Origin of the sequence: Delftia deserti, assembly GCF_042653485.1 — a bacterium.
In the GTDB taxonomy this organism is placed as follows: domain Bacteria; phylum Pseudomonadota; class Gammaproteobacteria; order Burkholderiales; family Burkholderiaceae_C; genus Comamonas; species Comamonas acidovorans.
Window position 1 is genome coordinate 3,919,704 of record NZ_JBHSIH010000001.1, and the last position, 16,507, is coordinate 3,936,210.

Annotated in this window: 16 protein-coding genes; 10 read left to right on the forward strand and 6 right to left on the reverse strand. The window is 70.7% G+C overall.

Features of this window, described 5'->3' with window-relative positions:
- Positions 1-19 precede the first annotated feature (19 nt).
- Both ACFPFG_RS18840 and ACFPFG_RS18845 read right to left on the reverse strand, forming a co-directional pair.
- On the reverse strand, positions 20-1,540 hold the full coding sequence (locus tag ACFPFG_RS18840) for a class I adenylate-forming enzyme family protein (protein ID WP_183017495.1): 1,521 nt from the start codon (positions 1,538-1,540) through the stop codon (positions 20-22).
- Positions 1,541-1,585: 45 nt separating this feature from the next.
- Entirely contained in the window at positions 1,586-3,283 is a 1,698-nt protein-coding gene (locus ACFPFG_RS18845) for an acyl-CoA dehydrogenase family protein (RefSeq protein ID WP_197954303.1), read from the reverse strand.
- Between the two features lie 45 nt (positions 3,284-3,328).
- On the opposite strand from ACFPFG_RS18845, the gene ACFPFG_RS18850 reads away from it, so the two are divergent.
- Positions 3,329-3,988 carry a TetR/AcrR family transcriptional regulator gene (locus ACFPFG_RS18850; protein WP_183017497.1) on the forward strand — a complete coding sequence of 220 codons (660 nt, stop codon included), beginning with the start codon at positions 3,329-3,331 and terminating at the stop codon, positions 3,986-3,988.
- Positions 3,989-4,028: 40 nt separating this feature from the next.
- On the opposite strand, the gene ACFPFG_RS18855 is transcribed toward ACFPFG_RS18850, so the two are convergent.
- Together ACFPFG_RS18855 and ACFPFG_RS18860 are read right to left on the reverse strand one after the other, a co-directional pair.
- Positions 4,029-5,207: a sensor histidine kinase gene (locus tag ACFPFG_RS18855; RefSeq protein WP_380107803.1), complete on the reverse strand. Its 1,179-nt coding sequence runs from the start codon at positions 5,205-5,207 to the stop codon at positions 4,029-4,031.
- Positions 5,192-5,914 (reverse strand): response regulator, encoded by a 723-nt coding sequence (locus tag ACFPFG_RS18860; RefSeq protein ID WP_183017499.1) that lies wholly within the window; start codon positions 5,912-5,914, stop codon positions 5,192-5,194. The genes ACFPFG_RS18855 and ACFPFG_RS18860 overlap by 16 nt, the downstream gene beginning before the upstream one ends.
- Before the next feature lie 174 nt (positions 5,915-6,088).
- Between ACFPFG_RS18860 and ACFPFG_RS18865 the strand changes: the two genes are divergently transcribed.
- From ACFPFG_RS18865 to ACFPFG_RS18905, 9 genes are all read left to right on the forward strand, one after another.
- A complete protein-coding gene (locus ACFPFG_RS18865; protein WP_380107806.1) occupies positions 6,089-7,609 on the forward strand; it encodes an efflux transporter outer membrane subunit in 1,521 nt (506 codons plus the stop codon).
- A complete protein-coding gene (locus tag ACFPFG_RS18870; RefSeq protein WP_183017501.1) occupies positions 7,606-8,760 on the forward strand; it encodes an ABC transporter permease in 1,155 nt (384 codons plus the stop codon). The genes ACFPFG_RS18865 and ACFPFG_RS18870 overlap by 4 nt, the downstream gene beginning before the upstream one ends.
- A 15-nt stretch (positions 8,761-8,775) precedes the next feature.
- Entirely contained in the window at positions 8,776-9,534 is a 759-nt protein-coding gene (locus ACFPFG_RS18875) for an ABC transporter ATP-binding protein (RefSeq protein ID WP_013800028.1), read from the forward strand.
- Positions 9,531-10,475, forward strand: coding sequence for an HlyD family secretion protein (locus ACFPFG_RS18880; RefSeq protein WP_380107808.1), 945 nt, complete (start codon positions 9,531-9,533; stop codon positions 10,473-10,475). The genes ACFPFG_RS18875 and ACFPFG_RS18880 overlap by 4 nt, the downstream gene beginning before the upstream one ends.
- A complete protein-coding gene (locus tag ACFPFG_RS18885) occupies positions 10,468-11,172 on the forward strand; it encodes an MtnX-like HAD-IB family phosphatase (protein ID WP_197954312.1) in 705 nt (234 codons plus the stop codon). The genes ACFPFG_RS18880 and ACFPFG_RS18885 overlap by 8 nt, the downstream gene beginning before the upstream one ends.
- A gap of 174 nt (positions 11,173-11,346) precedes the next feature.
- A complete protein-coding gene (locus ACFPFG_RS18890; RefSeq protein ID WP_183017504.1) occupies positions 11,347-12,294 on the forward strand; it encodes an alpha/beta hydrolase in 948 nt (315 codons plus the stop codon).
- Positions 12,284-12,652 (forward strand): EamA family transporter, encoded by a 369-nt coding sequence (locus ACFPFG_RS18895; RefSeq protein WP_183017505.1) that lies wholly within the window; start codon positions 12,284-12,286, stop codon positions 12,650-12,652. Before ACFPFG_RS18890 ends, ACFPFG_RS18895 begins: the two co-directional genes overlap by 11 nt.
- Before the next feature lie 154 nt (positions 12,653-12,806).
- Complete coding sequence (locus ACFPFG_RS18900; protein ID WP_012202071.1) at positions 12,807-13,301, forward strand: DMT family transporter; 495 nt, start codon at positions 12,807-12,809, stop codon at positions 13,299-13,301.
- Positions 13,294-14,523: a DegT/DnrJ/EryC1/StrS family aminotransferase gene (locus ACFPFG_RS18905; RefSeq protein WP_380107811.1), complete on the forward strand. Its 1,230-nt coding sequence runs from the start codon at positions 13,294-13,296 to the stop codon at positions 14,521-14,523. The genes ACFPFG_RS18900 and ACFPFG_RS18905 overlap by 8 nt, the downstream gene beginning before the upstream one ends.
- 18 nt (positions 14,524-14,541) lie before the next feature.
- Here the strand turns inward: ACFPFG_RS18905 and ACFPFG_RS18910 are convergent, their stop codons facing one another.
- Together ACFPFG_RS18910 and ACFPFG_RS18915 are read right to left on the reverse strand one after the other, a co-directional pair.
- Positions 14,542-15,447 carry a hypothetical protein gene (locus ACFPFG_RS18910; RefSeq protein WP_380107813.1) on the reverse strand — a complete coding sequence of 302 codons (906 nt, stop codon included), beginning with the start codon at positions 15,445-15,447 and terminating at the stop codon, positions 14,542-14,544.
- Positions 15,429-16,502 carry a GNAT family N-acetyltransferase gene (locus ACFPFG_RS18915; RefSeq protein WP_197954317.1) on the reverse strand — a complete coding sequence of 358 codons (1,074 nt, stop codon included), beginning with the start codon at positions 16,500-16,502 and terminating at the stop codon, positions 15,429-15,431. Before ACFPFG_RS18915 ends, ACFPFG_RS18910 begins: the two co-directional genes overlap by 19 nt.
- Between the last annotated feature and the right edge of the window lie 5 nt (positions 16,503-16,507).

A 16,507-nucleotide genomic window follows, 5' to 3' on the forward strand; every position in this document is an offset into this window, starting at 1 on the left:
CACGCAGGGGGCCGGCGCCTCAGGTGGCGCTGCGCTCCTGACGCAGCAGAAACTTCTGCAGCTTGCCTGTGGGCGTGCGCGGCAGGCTGGCCGCAAAGACGAATTCACGCGGGATCTTGTAGCGCGCCAGCCTGTCGGCCAGGAACTGCTGCAGTGCCTCGGCATCGGGGGCGGTCTCGCCGCGCGGCACCACGTGGGCGATGACGGTCTCGCCCCATTCGGCGTGTGGCCGGCCCACGACGGCGACATCGGCGACTTGGGGATGGGCCGACAGCGCGTCCTCCACCTCCTTGGAATACACGTTCTCGCCACCCGTGATGACCATGTCCTTGGTCCGGTCCACGATGAAGAGATAGCCCGCGTCGTCCAGGCGGGCAAGATCGCCCGTGCGGTACCAGCCGCCCGGTGCGAAGGCGGCAGCCGTGGCCTGGGCGTCGTGCAGGTAGCCGTCCATCACGCTGCCGGTGCGCAGCCAGATCTCGCCGGTGTCGCCGGGGCCGGCATCCGCACCGTCGTCGCGCACCACGCGCATGTCCACGCCGGGCAGGGCCACGCGGCCGATGGAGCCGGCGCGCTCCACCTGCTCCTCGGGGTAGAGCGTGGTGCCCGTGGGGCCGGTCTCGGTCATGCCGTAGACCTGGTAGAAGCGGTCGCTGCGGTAGGCCGTGGCCAGCTTGCGCGCCATCTCGGCGCCGATGGGGCCGCCGCCGTAGACCCAGGCGCGCACGCTGCTCAGGTCGTAGCGGGCAAAGTCGGGCAGCATCTGCAGCGGCGCGAAGTAGGAGACGGGGGCGCCGAAGTACAGCGTCACGCCCTCGTCCTGCACGGCCTGCAGGAAATGCTGCGGGTGGTACTCGCGCAGCAGCACCACGGTGCCGCCCATGTACAGCGTGCCGCCGAACCAGTTGTTGAGCGGCGAGGAATGCCAGATGGGCATGGCCATCAGCGTGCGTTCCTCGCGCGTGATGGACAGGCCCAGCGCGGCCGTGATCGCCGCCAGCGTGACGGCGCGGTGGCTCAGCAGGCAGCCCTTGGGCCGGCCCGTGGTGCCCGAGGTGTAGAGCACCTGGGCGATGTCGCCATCGGCGGGCCGCGTGCCTTCCATGGGCCTGGCGGCCGCCACCAGCGTGTCCCAGTCCTGGACACCCGGGACGGCCTCTTGCGCCTCGGTCACAAGGCGGGCGCAGGGGTGCGGCGCGGCCGCGACCACGGGCGCGAGTGCGGCGTCAAACACCAGGGCCTTGCACTGCGCGTGGTCGAGGATGTACTGCAGTTCGGGCGCCTGCAGCTTGTGGTTGACGGGCACCAGCGCGGCACCCAGGCGCCAGGCGCCGAACAGGGCCTCGACGAAGCCCGGCGTGTTCAGGCACATCAGCGCCACGGTATCGCCCCGGCCCACGCCCTGGGCCTGTAGCACGGCGGCAGCGCGCTGCGAGCGCCGCTGCATGTCTGCATAGCTGATGGAGGCGCCCCGGTCGCGCACAAAGGCCTTGGCGGGCGTCTTGCGCACGGCGCTGTCGAAGGCGTCGAGCAGGTTCATGTCTTGTCTCCTTGTGGTTTTTCTGTCGGGGTTCCTGCCGCCGCTTCAGGCCGGCAATGCGCGTTGCAGGATGGCGGCGATGTCCAGCCCTGCGGGATCGAAGGCGCCCGCCACCATGGCGCCTTGCTGCGCCCCCAGGCGCGTGGCGATGAAGCCATCGGCCATGGCGGGCGGCGCATGGCGGCGCAGCAGGCAGGCCTGGGCCAGCAATACCAGGTCCTGCACCAGGCGGCGTGCCTGGGCCTCGAGCTGGTCAGGCGGTCCGGACAGGCGCCGCGCCAGCGATTGCGCCTGCTGCAGCAGCACGGGCTCGCCCGCTGCCGTGTCGATCAGGTCCTGCAGCAGCAGCTGCGCGCCGTCGGGCTCGCGCGAGATGGCGCGCAGCACGTCCAGGCACATGACGTTGCCCGAGCCTTCCCAGATCGAGTTCACGGGCGCCTCGCGGAACAGGCGCGCCATCACGCCCGTGTCCACGTAGCCGTTGCCGCCCAGCACCTCCATGGCCTCGCCCGTCAGCTCCACGCCGCGCTTGCAGACCCAGAACTTGGCGGCCGGCGTCATGATGCGTTTCCAGGCGCGCTCCAGCGGGTCGCCACTGCCGCCATCGCTGCCGCTGTCGTTCTCGTAGGCCCGGGCCAGGCGCATGGCGATCTGCAGCGCGGCCTCGCTCTCCAGCGCCAGGTCGGCCAGCACGGTGCGCATCAGCGGCTGCTCGGCCAGCAGCTTGCCGAAGACGCTGCGCCGGCGCGCATAGGCCAGGGCCTGCACCGTGGCCGAGCGCAGGATGGCGGCGCTGCCCAGCACGCAGTTCAGGCGGGTGTAGGTGGCCATCTCGATGATGGTGGGAATGCCCCGGCCTTCCTCGCCCATCAGGATGCCCCAGGCGTCCTCGAACTCCACCTCGCTGCTGGAGTTGCTGCGGTTGCCGACCTTGTCCTTCAGGCGCTGCACGCGCACGGCATTCCTGCTGCCGTCCGGGCGCCAGCGCGGTACGTAGAAGCAGGCCTGGCCACCGCCTTCCCCCATGCGCGCCACCACCAGGTGGGCATCGCACATGGGTGCCGAGAAGAACCACTTGTGACCGCGCAGCAGGTACTCGCCGCCGCGCCCGCCGGCGTGCACCGGCATGGCCACCGTGGTGTTGGCGCGCACGTCGGAGCCGCCCTGCTTCTCGGTCATGCCCATGCCCAGCCACATCGATGCCTTGTCGGCCACGGGCAGGTCGCGCGGATCGTATTCGTGGCTGAACAGCTTGCCCTGCAGCTGCTTCCACAGCGCCGGTTCCTTTTGCAGCAGCGGGATGGCTGCCGTGGTCATGGTGGCCGGGCACAGCGTGCCCTGTTCGACCTGGCCGTGCAGGTAAAAGCCTGCGGCCCAGGCGCTCCAGCGGCCCGCGCTGCTGTCCTCGAAGGGCAGGGAGATCAGCCCCTGCTGCCGGTATAGTCCCAGCAGCGTGTGCCAGCTCGGGTGGAACTCCACGGCGTCGATGATGCGGCCGCGCGCGTCGAAGCGGTGCAGCTCGGGCGTGTGGCGGTTGGCCTGCTCGGCCAGTTCCCAGGTGGCGCGCTCGCCCAGCTGCTGCGCATAGCGCGACAGCGAAGGGATGTGGCGTGCGGCGCCGCTGCGCTGCAGGGCCTCGGCCAGGGCGGGGTCGGCCTCCAGCAGGTTGAAATCGGTGTATTCGTCGAACTGGTTCAGGACCTCGTGCGTGTCCCAGCTCTGCAATGTCTGGCCGTTGCTCATGCGTGTCTCCGTGATCATTGGTCTCAACGCAAAAGTCTAGGAAAAATGCCCAGCAAAGGTGTTCGGGTTTCAAGGCAGCAGCCGCAGCCGCCCAAAGTGCGGCGCCGCCCCCTGCAATCGCGCGCGCAGGCCACGTCGCAGGCGCTGCAGGACGCCTTTGTTCGGCTTGTGATCGAGCAGGGCTACGAGCGCACCACGGTGCGCGAGGTAGCCGCCGTGGCCGGCGTGGGCCTGGGCACCTTCTATGAATACTTCGGCAACATGGACACGCTGGCGGCCATGTGCATCCACCGCCAGGTGCAGGCCCTGCACGCCCAGGGGCTGCAAACGCTGCAGGACAGTGCCGGCATGCCGCTGGCCACGCGCGTGGACCGCCTGCTGGACACCCTGGTCGATGGCATTGCGCGCGAGGCGCCGATGTGGGCCGTGCTGTTCATGCTGGAGCGCAAGGTGTCCGCGCCCGAGCCCTTTCGTCGCCACTACCAGGCCTATGTGCAGCTATGGGCCATGGCGCTGCAGGACTGCGATCCGCCACTGCCCGAGCCGGCCCAGCCCCTGGCACGGCTGCTGCACACGCTGACCTATGGCTGGGTGTCGCAGTCGCTGCTGGCCCTGGGGCCGCAGCAGACGCTGCCGCAGCTGCGCGCGCCGCTGGGCTGGGCCATCCATGCGCTGCTGCGCGAGGCGCAGGCTCCGTCCGCGTAGCGGTTCCAGCGGCCTTCAGCGGCCCTGTCGAGTCGCAGGATCAGACACGCGGAAAGCGCAGCGTGAAGCGGGCGCCGCCCTGCTCGGAGTCGTCGGCCTGCACGCTGCCGCCCTGGGACACGGTCAGTGCCTTGACGATGGACAGGCCCAGGCCCGAGCCCTCGCGGCGGCGCTTGCCGGGCACCTGGGCAAAACGCTGGAAGGGGTGGGCGCGCAGCTCGCTGGGCAGGCCGGGGCCTGCATCGCTGATGCGCAGCACGGCCCAGGCGTGGCCTTCGATATCGGATTCCACCGTCAGCGCCACGCCCAGCCATGCGCCGCTGGCCGCATGGCGGATGGCGTTGCTGACGAGGTTGGAGAGGATCTGGCGCATGCGGTCGGCGTCGGCACGGATGTCGGCCATGCCGATGTCACTGGGCGCGGGCAGGTGCATCTCCAGCTGCATGCCATGCTGCTGGAGCTGGGGGTGCAGGTGATCCAGCGTCTCGGCCACGAGTTCGGCCAGGTCCAGGCGCTGCTTTTGCAGCGACAGCTGGCCGGCATCGGCCATGGACAGCGTGTGCAGGTCGCCCACCAGCCGGCCCAGGTGCTCGACCTGGGACAGCAGCGTGTTCAGCTCGGTGTCGTCTGCGGCGATGACGCCGTCGCAGATGGCATGCAGGCGCGCCTGCAGCACGGTCAGCGGCGTGCGCAGCTCGTGCGAGATCGAGGCCGCCGTGGCGCGGCGCTCGGTCTCCAGCGTCTCCAGCGAATCGATCATGCGGTTGAAGGCCACCACCATCTCGGCCATCTCGCCATGCGCCTTGCCGGGCAGGGCGCGCGCGCTGAAGTCGCCCAGCTCCACGCGCTTGGCCACCTCGACCATGGACGCCAGGGGCCGCGTTACCAGGCGCGAGACCCAGAAGCCCACGGCCAGCCCGAAGGGCAGGCACACCAGCAGGCCGATGACCAGGGACCATTTCTCGCCGAACAGCAGATCGCCCGTCCAGTACTGGCCGTAGATCTGCATGGCGCGCGGGCTGTCTTCCAGCGACTGGGCGTTGAGTTCGTCCAGCTCGATCTGCACGGCCGGCGGCAGGCTGCTGTAGAAATCGCGGTACTGGATCTCCGAGAACACCAGCACGCCGATGGCCAGCAGGGCAATGGTGCTGAGCACGGTGGCCGTGATCCACAGGCCGAAGCGCACCCAGATGCGGTTGGGCCTCAGTCCCAGGGCCATAGCCGGTAGCCGATGCCGCGCACGGTCTCGATCAGGCCTTCCTGGCCGGCCAGCTGCAGCTTGCGGCGCAGCTTGGACAGGTGGGAGTCGATGACGCGCTCCAGCGCATCGCTCTCGGGCAGGCAGTGCTCGATCAGGTGGGAGCGCGAGAAGCAGCGCCGGGGCTGGGCCGCCAGGCAGGCCAGCAGGCGGAACTCGGTCAGCGTCAGGGGCAGCGGCAGGGCGCGGCCCTCGTTGTCGTAGACCACGGCGCTGTGCGCCTCGGCATCGATCTCGATGGGGCCCACGCGGATGGGCGCGGGCGCCGGGTTCTTGCGCGCCTGGGTGCGGCGCAGCACGGCGCGCACGCGGGCCACGACCTCGGGCGGGTTGAAGGGCTTGACCACATAGTCGTCGGCGCCCAGGCGCAGGGCCAGCAGCTTGTCCACATCGTCGGCCAGGGCCGTGACCATGATCACGGGCGTCTGGCTGTCGTCGCGGATGGCGCGCAGCACGTCGATGCCGTCCATGCCGGGGAGGTGGATGTCCAGCAGCACCAGGTCGGGCCGCAGCTGGCGGAACAGCTGCAGCGCCTCCTGTCCGTCCGAGGCCATGCGCGAACGCAGCCCATCCCGCTCGAGATAGGCCGTCAGGATGCTGGCGATGGCGGGCTCGTCTTCGACGACGAGCACGAGGGGGGTGGTGGCGGGCTGGGTGGACGTATTCATGGCAGGCACCGGGGCCGGTCGCTGCGGGCCTGCGGCGTTGCCTCAGACCGCCGCAGGCGGCTTCAAAAGCGCATTATGGGGTGATGCCCGCTGCCGCGCATGTCTCCATATTCCCTCCATAAAGCCTGCAACCTGCCGCAAGCTTGGCCGCGTCCAATGGACATTCCTGGAGGCATGGTCCCCCGGGCCCGCCGGCTCCCTCCACCCTTCTTTCCGACTGCCCCTGCCCACCCTGTGAACACTGCTGCCGCCGCGACGCACCGCTTTTCCTGCCTGTGCCTGGGTGCCGTCCTGGCGCTGGGCGGCTGCTCCTCGCCGCCGCCTGCGCAGCTGGACGGCACGGTCCCGGGCCAGTGGACGCAGCCCGTGCCGGCCGCAGGGGCCGCCGCCGCGCCCGACCTGCAGGGCTGGTGGAAGGCCTGGGACGATGCGGCGCTCGACGCCCTGGTGGACGAGGCGCTGGCCGCCAACCTGGACCTGGCCCAGGCACAGTCGCGGCTGCGCCAGCAGCGCCTGCTGGCCGGCACGGCCGGATCGGCCTTCCAGCCCGTGCTGACGGCCGGTGCGCGCACGCTGCAGGACATTGCGGCCATCGACTCGTATTTCCACGCCAGCATCGACGTGAGCTGGGACCTGGGCCTGTTCGGCGCCCGCGAGGCCGGCGAGCGCAATGCCGCCGCCTCCGTGCTTGACGCACGGGGCCGCCTGCAGGCGGCCCGCGTGGCCCTGGTGGCCGATGTGGTCCACCGCTATCTGGACATCCGCATGGCCCAGCGCCAGCGCGCCCTGATCGACGAGCAGGCACTGCTGGATGCGCGTGCCCTGCAACTGGCCCAGGTGCGCCAGCAGCAGCGCCTGGGCACGGCAGAGTCCGTGCACCAGCTGCAACTGCAGGCCGGCCAGAGCGCGGCGTTGCGTGCCAGCCTGCGCGAAACCCAGGCCCGCAGCGCCCACATGCTGGCCGCCTTGCTGGGCCGCACGCGGCCCGAGGCGCAGTGGCTGCAGGCCGATGCGAAGGCCCCGCTGCCCGGTGCCCAGGCACTGGGCGTGGCCGCCCTGCCGGCCGACCTGCTGCGCACGCGCCCCGACATCCAGGTGGCGCAGGCTGCCGTGGAGCGTGCTGCAGCCGAGCAGGGCATTGCGCATGCGGCGCTGTACCCGCGCTTCGTGCTCGGTGGCTCGCTGCTGTACTCGTTCAACATCACCCAGAACTTTCGCACCACGCAGGACAACGCACCCACCTTCGGGCCGCAGATCGACATTCCCCTGTTCGACTGGGGCCGCCGCCGCTCGCAGGCCGACGCCAGCGAGCTGGCGCTGCAGGCCGCCGTCCAGGCCTACCGCCAAAGCGTGCTCGACGGCGTGGCCGAGGTCGAGTCCGCGCTGGCCGCGCTGGACGCCCAGCGCGAGCGCATCGCCTCGCTGCAGTCCACCCAGCAGGTGCTGGCCGAACGCGAGCGCGTGCAGGACCAGCGCCTGAAGCTGGGCCTGGCCAGCGAATTCGGCGGCCTGGCGCCCCGGCGCGCCGCGCTGCAGGCGCGCAGCGAGCAGACCACGGCCCTGGCCGCCCATGCGCTGGCCTACGTGGCGCTGTACAAGGCCCTGGGTGGCGCGCCGCTGCCGGCCGAGGACAAGGACGATGCCGACAGCGGCATGGCGCCGCGGGCCTCACGGGCAGAAGGGGCGCCCTCATGATCGCCCTGGCACGCAAGACGCTGGTGCACGAGTGGCGCCGCTTCATTCCCTCCGTCTTCGCCGTGGGCTTCTCCGGCGTGCTGCTGGCCATGCAGGCCGCGCTGGTGCTGGGCATCTTCGGCTCGGCCGCGCTGTATGTGACGGCTTCCTCGGCCGACCTGTGGATCGGCTACCCGGGCACGCAGAGCGTGAACTTCGGCCGCACCATCGGCCGCGACGTGGACATGCGCCTGCGCATGGACCCCGATGTCGCAGCGGTCGAGCCCTATGTCTGGGTGGATGGCGACTGGCGCTCGGACTCGGCGGCCGGCGGCGCGGCGAGCGAGCACGGCGGCGGCGTGTCGGTCTACCTGTCGGGCATTGCCACCGATGACGCCTCCATGCTGTTTTCCCACGTGCTCCAGCCCTGGCAGCGCCAGCGCCTGCGCGAGCCCGGCGCCGTGATCGTGGACCGGGCCGACCTGCAGACGCTGGGCACCAACGAAGGCGGTGTGGCCTGGGTCAACAACCACCGCGTGCAAGTGGTGGCCGCCGTGGACGGCCTGCGTGGCCTGGGCGGCGTGAACGTATTGGCCTCGCTGGCCACGGCCCGCGGGATTGCGGGCGACCCCGGCCAGGGCAGCACCTATTTCGTGGCGCGTGTGCGCCAGGGCGCCTCGGCCAAGGCCGTGAAGCAGCGCCTGAACCAGCCCACGCCCAGCTTCGGCCCCTACGAGGCATGGACGGCCAGGGAATTCGCGCGGCGCTCGCAGCGCTACTGGATGTTCGACACGGGTGCCGGCGCGGGCGTGCTGTTCATGGCCGTCATCGTCTGCCTGGTGGGCTCGGTGGTCACCAGCCAGTCGCTCAAGGCCGTGGTGGCCGCTTCCTCGCGCGAGTACGCCGTGCTCAACGCGCTGGGCGTGAGCCGCGCGGCATTGGGCCGCGTGGTGGTCGAGCAGGCCTGCTGGATCGGCGGCCTGGGCTTTGTGATGGCCGCGCTGGCCAGCGCCGTATTGCTGGCCCTGGCCATGGCCTACCGCGTGCCCGTGGCGCTGAACGCATCGGCCGTGCTGGCCTGCGCCGTGCTGGTGGCCGTGCTGTCCCTGCTGTCGGGCCTGGGCGCCATGCGCAGCCTGCTGCGCGCCGACCCGGCCACGCTGCTGCGCTGAAGACGGCCAGACGCCATGAACGTGATGAATGCCCACTCCCCCGCGCCCACGGCGGCGCCCCGCACGGCACCCAGCCTGGAGGCCGTGCGCCTGTGCAAGTCCTTTCTGTCGGGCATGGTCAGCGTGCAGGTGCTGCAAGGCCTTTCGGTGTCGCTGTACCCGAGCGAGCTGAGCCTGATCTCCGGGCCCTCGGGCTGCGGCAAGAGCACGCTGCTGTCGCTGATGTCGGGCCTGCAGGCGCCCGACAGCGGCCACGCCATGGCGCTGGGCGAGGACCTGGGCAAGCTGGGCACGCGGGCGCTGGAGAAATTCCGCCTGCGCCACACGGGCTTCGTCTTCCAGGGCTTCAACCTGTTCCCGGCGCTGACGGCCATCGAGCAGGTACAGCTGCCCCTGGGCTACATGGGCCTGCGCAGCGACGAGGCCCTGCGCCGCGCGCAGCAGGCGCTGGACGAGGTCGGCCTGTCCCACCGCGCCCACATGCGCCCGGCCGAACTGTCGGGCGGCGAAAAGCAGCGCGTGGCCATCGCCCGCGCCATGGCCAAGGCGCCTCAGCTGCTGTTTGCCGACGAACCCACGAGTGCGCTGGATGCCGAAAGCGGCCAGCGCGTCATCGACATCCTGCACCGCGCGGCGCGCAACCATGGCACGACCGTGCTGTGCGTGAGCCATGACCCACGCCTGGTGCGCCATGCCGACCGCGTGCTCGGCATGGAGGACGGCGCCATCCGCAGCGACTGGCGCCAGACCTCTCCGTTGAAGGAAAAAGAATGAAGTACCCAATGAGCGGCTTTGCCGCTTCCACTGCCGGTCTGGCTGCGGCGCTGGCCGCCGCCGCGCTGCTGGCGGGCTGCGGTCCTTCGCACGACGCTGCCGCCAACGCCGCTCAGGTCAGCGCCAAGGCGCAGCAAAACGGCCCGGCGGCCGTGGCCGTGGCGCGCGGCAAGATCGAGGTCGAAGGCGGCCTGCTTGACCTGTCGCCCGCCGTTGCCGGCGTGGTGCAGCAGCTGTCCGTCAAGGAAGGCCAGTCCGTGCAGCGGGGCCAGTTGCTGCTGAGGCTGGCCGACGATACCGGCCAGGCCGACCTGGCCGTGGCCGAGTCCGAGGCCCAGCTGGCCAAGGCGCGCCAGAAGGCGCGCGCCGCGCGCCTGCCCCAGCTCAAGCAGACCCTGTCGCGCTGGCAGGCCGCAGCGCGCGAGGGCGCCGCCGATGCACAGAACGTGGACGAGGCCGCGCAGGCGCTGCGCGATGCCCAGGCCGAGATCGACGTGGCCGCGGCCGAGGCCCAGGTGGCACAGCGCAAGCTCGAACAATTGCGCGCCCAGCACAAGCGCCAGGAACTGCGCGCGCCCGAGGCCGGCACCGTGGTGCGCCTGGCCACCCATGCGGGCAGCCAGGCCGTGCCCGGCACGCCGGCCGTGGTGCTGCTGCCGCAGCGCCCGCTGCAGGTTCGCGCCGAAATCAACGAAAGCTTCGCCGCCGCCGTGCGCGAAGGCATGCGGGCCACGGTGACGCTGGACGCCGATGGCGCCGCGCAGCAGCAACTGCCCTCGGCACGTGTGCTGCGCATCAGCCCCGTCTACGGCACGGCGCGGCTGCAGGACGACCAGCAGCGCGGGCCGGTGCGCGTCATCGACTGTGTGCTGGTTTTCGACCAGGCCCCCGCCGCCGCCGTGCGCGTGGGCCAGAACGTAAGGGTGCTTTTTCATGAATAAGCGCATTCCCCTGTACCTGGACACCGCCGCCCCCGGCTGGATGGTGCAAAGCGATTTCGACGGCACGATCAGCCTGCTGGACGTGACCGACACCCTGCTCAACCGCTTCGGCAAGCCCGGCTGGCAGGAGCTGGAGGACGCCTGGGAGCGCGGCGAGATCGGCTCGCGCGAATGCATGAAGGGCCAGGTCGCGCTGCTGGACATGGACGAGGCCGGGCTGCGCGCCCACCTGGACACCATCGAGATCGACCCCGGCTTTGCCGGCTTCGTGGCGGCCGCCCAGGCCCTCGGCATGGTGGTGCAGGTGGTCAGCGACGGCATCGACTACGCCATACGCCATGTGCTGGAGCGCCATGGCCTGGGCCATCTGCAGGTCATCGCCAACCGCCTGGTGCAGACCGGCGAGCGCAGCTGGCGCCTGGACTCTCCCTGGGCCAGCGCGCAGTGCGCGCGCGCCAGCGGCAACTGCAAGTGCGAGCGCCTGGCCGAGCAGCAGGCCCTGCACGGCCGCGTGCTCTACGTGGGCGACAGCACCTCGGACTTCTGCGTCTCGGGCCGGGCCGACTTCGTGCTGGCCAAGTACAAGCTCATCGCCCACTGCGAAAGCCGGGGCATCGCCCATGCGCCCTTCGAGCATTTCGAGCAGGCCACGGCCCTGCTCGACAAGGTGGTCCTGAGCCTGGAGGCGCTGGCATGACATACCACCCCCTGAGTCGCTTCGCGCCTTCCCGTTGCACGGCGCCCCCCAAGGGGGACGACACCTTCGGTGCGGGGCGGCGCGGCCGGCCAAGGCCCTTCCTTGGTGTCTCTGGCCTCAGGGCACGCCAGTTTCATGGTCAGAGGGCGACGCGCAGCGTCATGGAAAATTGACATGAATTTGAGTGATGGGCTCTCCTTGGTTCAGCACAGCGAGCAGGCTGCTGCCACGGGGCTGGACAGCGTCTGCGTGACCGAGCATGAATTCGTCATGCCCGGCACGGGCGCTGCCGCGCGCACCGGCGTGCTGCTGGTGCACGGGCTCACGGGCACGCCGGCCGAGATGCGCCTGCTGGCCAAGGGGCTGAACAAGCAGGGCTTCACCGTCTATGCGGTCCAGCTGGCCGGCCATTGCGGCAGCATGGAAGATCTGGTCGACACGCGCTGGACCGACTGGCTGGCCAGCGTGGAGGCCGGCCTGCAGCGGCTGTCGCAGCACATGGACCATGTGGTGGTCGGCGGCCTGTCCATGGGCGCCGTGCTCTCCCTGGCCGTGGCCCAGCGCCACCCCGACAAGGTGGACGGCGTCTGCGCCCTGTCCACCACCTTCCGCTACGACGGCTGGAGCATCCCCTTCTACACGCGCCTGGCCTTTTTGCTGCCGCTGTTCCGCGCGCTGGGCATTGGCCGCCACAGCGTGTTCATGGAGCAGCCGCCCTACGGCATCAAGGACGAGGCCCTGCGCGCGCGCGTGGTCGAGCAAATGCATTCGGGCGACAGCGCGGCGGCCGGCCTGCCGGGCAATCCCTGGTGGTCCATCATCGAGCTGCGCCGCCTCTCGGCCCATGTGCTGGCGCGCCTGCCCCAGCTGCGCTCGCCCTGCCTGGTCATCCATGCGCGCAACGACGACATCTCGTCGGTGGCCAACGCCCATGACATCGTGCACGGCGCCAGCCAGGCCCATGTCGAGCTGGTGCTGCTGGACAACAGCTACCACATGGTCACCATCGACCGCGACCGCCGCACCGTGATCGCGCGCACCACCGAATTCGTGGCGCGCATCGCCAGCGGTGCCGCCCCCCGCGAGGTGCGGGATGCGGAGGCCGCGCGGCATGGGCAGTGATCTGTCGCCGCTGGTCATCACGCTGTGGGTGCTGAACGTGCTGGTGGACAGCGGGGGCCAGCTGGCCTTCAAGGCCGCCGCCAGCCAGCCCGGTGAACTCGACGGCCTGGCGCGCTGGCGCTTCATGGCCTCCAGGCCCTGGCTGTGGCTGGGCGTGGGCTGCTATGTGGCCGAGTTCGTGCTGTGGCTGGCCTTTCTCTCGCTGGTGCCGCTGTCCGAAGGCGTGCTGCTGGGCTCCATCAACATCGTGGCCATCATGATCGCGGGCCGGCTGCTGTTTGCCGAGAAGCTGGCACCCATGCGGGTCGCCGGAATTGTCCTCGTGTCCATAGGCGTCGCCATCGTGGGCCTGCATTGAAGATGGAATACCCCCTGAGCGGCTGCGCCGCTTCCCCCTGGGAGGGGGACGACACCTTCGCTGCGAGGCGGCTCTTGCTCGGCGTCCCGCGCATGCGCCGCGGCAGTCCCACGCGATGCGTGCAGAGCGAGCATCAAGGAACTGAAATACCGGTATGAAGCGCTTTTATTTCATTGGCTTTCTGGTGCTCATGGCCTTCGACACGCTGGCCCAGCTGAGCTTCAAGCAGGCCGGCAATGCGGCGCTGCCGCTGGAGTTCTCCACGGCCTGGCTGGCGCGCGTGTTCGGCCAGCCCTGGATCTATGGCGCCTTCGTGGGCTACATCGGCGCCTTTTTCTCGTGGATGACCCTGCTCAAGCGCGCGCCCATCGGCCCGGCCTTCGCGGCATCGCACCTGGAGATTCTTTCCGTGCTGGCACTGTCGTACTGGCTGTTCGACGAGCGCATAGGCATGCCCCAGATCATCGGCTGCCTGTTCATCGTGGCCGGCATCGCCTGCCTGGCCGTCAGCGAGACGCAGGAGGCCGAGGGGCCCGGCGCAGACGATGACACGCCGGGCCATGCGGGCGGCAATCCGGGCGCGGGCTCGGCCAGCGCGGGCGCCGCGCATCTGGCGGCCTCGGCCGAGCACGGCACGCACCGTGGCTGAACGCGTGCTGCCGCCCACGGCGGGCCTGCCGCTGCGCGCGGCCGACCTGCTGCCCTGGGGCGACGCGGACCTGGCGACGGCGCTGGCGCAATGGCTGGGCGTGCCCGCCGTGCAGCTGGAATGCTCGGGCACCTCGGCGCTGATGGTGGCGCTGCAGACCCTGCGCCGCCTGGCGCCGGGCCGCAGCGAAGTCATCGCCCCCGCCTATACCTGCCCGCTGGTGGCCCTGGCCGTGGCGCACTGCGGCCTGCAGCTGCGCCTGTGCGATCTGCAGTCCCACACACTGGACATGGACAGCGCCCGCCTGCGCGCGCTGTGCAGCGAACGCACGCTGGCCGTGCTGCCCACGCATCTGTGCGGCCGCGTGGCCGACGTGGCCACGGCCGTGGACTGCGCGCGCGCCGTGGGCGCCTGGGTGGTGGAGGACGCGGCCCAGGCCCTGGGCGCCCGCCTGCGCGGCGAGCCCCTGGGCTGGCAGGGCGATGTGGGCTTCTACAGCCTGGCCGTGGGCAAGGGCCTGACCACCTTCGAGGGCGGCGTGCTGCTGGCACGCGAGCCTGCGCTGCGCGAGGCGCTGCGCGAGACACATGCGGCCAGCGTGCGCCAGGACCGGGGCTGGGAGTTGCGCCGCAGCCTGGAGCTGCTGGGCTATGCGGCGCTGTACCGCCCCGCCGGGCTGGACCTGGCCTATGGCCGTCCCCTGCGCGATGCGCTGTCGCGCAGCGACTGGGTGCAGGCCGCCGGCGATGATTTCGACGACGCCATTCCCCGCCATGAGCTGGGCGCCTGGCGCCGCCGCGTGGGCCGGCGCGCGCTGGCGCGGCTGGCGGATTTCCAGCAGCAACTGCAGCGCCAGGCCCATGAGCGCAGCGCCTGGCTGTCGGCCATCGACGGGGTCGAGATGGTGGGTGACACCGTGCCGGGTGCGCAAGGCGTCTGGCCCGTGCTGCTGCTGCGCCTGCGCGATGCGGCGACGCGCGATGCGCTGCTGCGTGCGCAATGGGGGAGGGGCTGGGGTTTGTCGCTGCCCTTCGTCCATGTGCTGCCCGACTATGGCCGCTACGACCATGTGCTGGGCCTGGCGCGCCAGGACGTGGTGGACCAGGGGCGTGACTGGGCACGGCGCCTGGTGGCCGTGGGCAACAGCCTGTGGTTCGACGACGCGCGCTTTGGCGATCTGGTCGATGTACTGGAAAGCGCCACAGCGCGGGCGGCCGTCTGACGCCGCGGCCCCGGCTCCTCAACTGGCCTGCTGCAGACGCTCCACCAGCCGTTCGTTGAAGGCATGCTGGCCCAGTTGCCAGGTGGCCAGCGTCTGTGCGTCGATCTGCGTGTCCTGGCCGTCTCCGGCACTCATCCAGCGCTTCCACCAGGTCGTGTAGCGCCAGGAGGACACATCGCCCGTGATGTCGCTGCCCACGATCTGGCCGGCCAGCGCGCCGATGATGTCCAGGGCCTCGCCTTCCTGCATGCGGCCCTGGTCCCAGTTGGTGCGCACCACCTCGGGCGCGAACACGTCCTTGTCGATGCTCAGGTAGGTGGGCTGGGCTTGCTCGCGCAGCATGCGCGCCAGCGTGCGCGACAGATCCGCCACGCTGGCAAAGCCGCGAAAGGCGGCATCCACGCCCAGGCGGCGCGCCCAGCCCGTGTCCACGCCCGCGCTCCAGTAGCTCAGGCGGCCGGCGCGCAGCGGCGTGAGGTAGTTCTCCCAGGCGTGCGCGCGGCCGATGTCGCCGGAGGTGATGCCGGCCACATGCACATGCGAGACGGCCGGATGCAAGGCCACGCGCCGCACCCAGGAGCCGCAGTGCACGCCCCAGGGAAAGCGCATGTTGTCGGGGTGGTTGTCCAGCACGACCACGCGCAGCGGCCGGCCCGCGGACAGGGCCTGGGCGGTGATGCAGCGCTCGATCAGCGGCCAGCTCAGGTGGTGGAAGTCGCCACTGCCCATGAGGGCCGTGCCATGCGCGGCGGGCAGTTGCGCGTCGAGGGCCGCGCGGAACTGCGCAAAGCGGCGCAGGCCGCAGCCGAAGCGCACCTGCTCCTGCCAGTGCTGCAGCGGCAGGCGCAGCTCGCCGGGCAAGGAGCCCACCGAGCCATCCACATCCAGCACCACGGGCTGGGCATTCAGTTCTGTTCGCTCCATTGGCGATCGCTTTCGAAGTGGCCGGCAAAGCGCCGGCCCAGTGCGCGCAGCAGCGGATTGCGGATGAAGACCGCATGCTGCGTGAAGGTGAAGCTGGCGCCCAGCTGGGCCTTGACCTCGGGGTCGGTCCAGCCGGCCACGTAGTGGCTCAGGCCGCGTTCGATGGCGTATTCAAGGTTGACCATCCAGCTCACGAAATAGAGATTGGCCTCGCGCGCGGCCGGGTAGGACAGGCCGATGTACTTGTCGATCAGCTTGCCGCCGTGCTCGAAGCACAGGTTCCAGCCCAGCAGCGCGCCGGGCGTGCCGTCGTCCTGCAGCGCGCGGTACTCGAACACGGTGCCGCCGTTGCCCGCATCGCGCAGCAGGGCCGCGAAGAAATCGCGCGTGAGCCTGTCGAAGTGGATCTCGCTTTGCGCATACACCGCATCGAACAGCGCGTAGTAGGCATCGACCCGGGCGTCATCGGCAAAGGCCGCGCCCGTGGGGATGCGCTGCACCTGCAGCTGCGCGCGGCTCCTGAGCTTGCGGCGCAGGTTCTGGCGGCGGCTCCTGGACAGGCGTGCAAGGTATTCGTCCAGGCTGGAGAAGTCGATGGGCACATGGGCCAGGGCCTGGCCCTCGACCAGGATGAAGCCCGCATCGGCCAGCGCCAGCGCCAGCGTCCGTGCATGGGCGTTGTCGGCGTCCGGCAGCAGCGGGGAATCCTGGGGCAGGTCCTTGACGATGGTCAGCATGCGCCGGCCTGCGCGCGCACGCAGCGCGGCAGCCTGCTGGGCGGCAGGGGTGCCCATGGGCAGCACGGCGTACTCGCTGACCGTGGTGCCCACGAAGTCGGTGGACAGGCGCAGCCGGCGCGACAGCCAGCCGCCACCGGGCAACGACAAAAGACGCGCCTTGAGCGCGTCGTCCGCCGTGGTCAGAAGATCGAAGGGCGCCGTGAAGGCCGGCGCCGGCCAGTCCTGCAGCAGTGCGAAGCCCTCGGGAGGATGGGCCGCGAACTGCGCGAGCAGGCCTGGGGGTTCGAGCTGGTTGTGCAGGCGCTCTGCGGGCATCGCGC